This window comes from Microbacterium sp. K35, from assembly GCF_004794375.1.
GTDB classification, from domain to species: Bacteria; Actinomycetota; Actinomycetes; order Actinomycetales; family Microbacteriaceae; genus Microbacterium; species Microbacterium sufflavum.
In genome coordinates, this window is sequence record NZ_SSDM01000092.1 from 1 (window position 1) to 2107 (window position 2107).

Sequence of the window (2107 nt, forward strand, 5' to 3'; positions counted from 1 at the left end):
GAGCCCCGGGGCCGACGCGGCACCGCGGCGCCGGCCCCGGGTCCGGGCGTCACCCCGCGTCGCGCGGCCCGAGCACGGTGTCGATCAGGCCGTACTCCTTCGCCGCCACGGCCGTGAACACCCGGTCGCGGTCGGTGTCGACGCGGAGCTCCTCGAGGGTGCGACCGCTGTGCCTGGCCAGGATCGCCTCCATGTCGGACCGCACCCGCACCACCTCGTCGGCCGCGAGGATGAGGTCGGGGATCGCACCCCGCGACTGCCCGGCGGGCTGATGCAGCACGATGCGCGCGTGCGCGAGAGCGGCCCGCTCCCCCGGCGCCCCTGCCGCGACGAGCAGCGCCGCCGGACCGATGGCCTGGCCGACGCAGGTCGTGGCGATGCGGGGACGGATGTGCTGCATCGTGTCGTAGATCGCGAGCGCCGCCCCGGGATCGCCGCCCTCGCTGTTGATGTAGAACTGCACCGCGGAGTCGGGGCTGTCGGCGTCGAGGTGCAGCAGCTGTGCGATGAGCGCGTTCGCCACGCCTGCGTCGATGCCGGTGCCGAGGTAGGTGACGCGTTCGGCCAGCAGGTGCGAGTACACGTCCATGACCCGCTCGCCGCGGGGGTGCTGGGCGATCACGTTGGGGATCGTGTAGCTGCTCATGCGTCCGCCCCCAGTCCCACGCGCGCGCGGCGTCGCGGCATGATGTCGGCCGTCGACTCCACGATCCGGTCGATGAAGCCGTACTCCTGCGCCTGCGTGGCGGTGTACCAGCGGTCGTGCAGGGAGTCCTCGAAGATCCGCTCCACGGGCTGACCGGTGTCGTGGGCGATGAGTCCGAGCACGGTGTCGCGCATGCGACGGAGGTCGTCCGCCTGCGCTTCGATCTCGACCGCGGATCCGCCGATTCCCGCTGAGCCCTGATGCATGAGGATGCGCGCGTGCGGCAGCGCCCGACGCTTGCCCGGTGTGCCAGCCGACAGCAGGAACTGTCCGGCGCTGCACGCGAGGCCGAGCGCGAGGGTCGAGACGTCGTTGGGCACGAGCCGCATGAGGTCGCGGATCGCGAGCATCGACGGCACAGACCCGCCGGGAGAGTGGATCCACAGGGCGATGTCGGCGACGGGGTCTTCTGCCGAGAGGCTGAGCAGCTGCGTCATCAGCAGCGTGCCGTTGTCGTCGTCGAGGGCGCCGTCGAGCACGAGCACGCGCTCGTGGAAGAGCGCGCGCCGGGCTTCCTGGCTGAACTGGGGTATGGGTTTCTCGTCGCTCATGACCCCAGCCTCCGCCGCTCCGGGAGCCGGTGGGTCGGTCTCCGCCGTGGGCGGATCCGCCGTGGGCGGAGGACGTGTGCGCTGCCCGAAAGCCGCGCGTAACACCCCCGACTCACGACGCTCCTAGCCTCGAGCACATGGCGAGACAGAAGGCACCGGAATGGCAGTGGTCGGAAGACGGGATCAACTTCCGCACCCGCAAGTGGGTGCGCCCCGAAGACCTCAACGCGAACGGCACGCTGTTCGGCGGCAGCCTGCTGAAGTGGATCGATGAAGAGGCGGCGATCTACGCGATCGTGCAGCTGGGCAACTACCGCGCCGTGACGAAGCACATCTCCGCGATCACGTTCGAGGCGTCGGCGGTGCAGGGCGACCTGATCGAGATCGGCCTGCAGGCCACGCGGTTCGGCACCACGTCGCTGACGATGCGCGCGGTCGCCCGCAACATGATCACCCGCAAGCGCATCCTCACGATCGACGAGATCGTGTTCGTGAGCCTGGACGAGGACGGGATGCCGACCCCGCACGGCTATCGCGAGATCACCTACAACCGCGATCGCATGCCCACGGAGCGCATCGCCACCGGGACGGTCCGGCTGCCGAAGCTCTGAGCGGACGCCGCCGGGGGGAACGGCGTCCGCTCAGAAGAGAAGGGGTCAGGGGTCAGGCGGCCAGGGCGAGCGCGCGGCGGTGGGTGATCCGGTGCCCCACCCAGAACCCGATCGCGATGAGCCCGGCGAGCGCGACCCCGAGGATCCACGGGAGCATCGACGGCGCGGCGCCCGCGGTGGCGGTGGCGAGCGTGCCGGAGCCGTCGGCGATGCGCCCGTTGCCGGAGGCGAGGTCGGCC

4 protein-coding genes are annotated in these 2107 nt (G+C 71.1%); 1 reads left to right on the forward strand and 3 read right to left on the reverse strand.

Features of this window, described 5'->3' with window-relative positions; translation table 11 throughout:
* Nucleotides 1–49: 49 nt before the first annotated feature.
* Nucleotides 50–646 (reverse strand): ClpP family protease, encoded by a 597-nt coding sequence (locus tag DW299_RS02525; RefSeq protein ID WP_136035529.1) that lies wholly within the window; start codon nucleotides 644–646, stop codon nucleotides 50–52.
* Complete coding sequence (locus tag DW299_RS02530; RefSeq protein WP_136035530.1) at nucleotides 643–1257, reverse strand: ClpP family protease; 615 nt, start codon at nucleotides 1255–1257, stop codon at nucleotides 643–645. The genes DW299_RS02525 and DW299_RS02530 overlap by 4 nt, the downstream gene beginning before the upstream one ends.
* Nucleotides 1258–1394: 137 nt before the next feature.
* Here DW299_RS02530 and DW299_RS02535 point away from each other — a divergent pair, with 137 nt between their 5' ends.
* On the forward strand, nucleotides 1395–1868 hold the full coding sequence (locus DW299_RS02535; RefSeq protein ID WP_136029001.1) for an acyl-CoA thioesterase: 474 nt from the start codon (nucleotides 1395–1397) through the stop codon (nucleotides 1866–1868).
* A gap of 52 nt (nucleotides 1869–1920) precedes the next feature.
* Here DW299_RS02535 and DW299_RS18825 read toward each other — a convergent pair.
* Nucleotides 1921–2107, reverse strand: a 187-nt coding sequence (locus DW299_RS18825) for a hypothetical protein (protein ID WP_168443059.1), incomplete at its 5' end; no start/stop codon positions are given.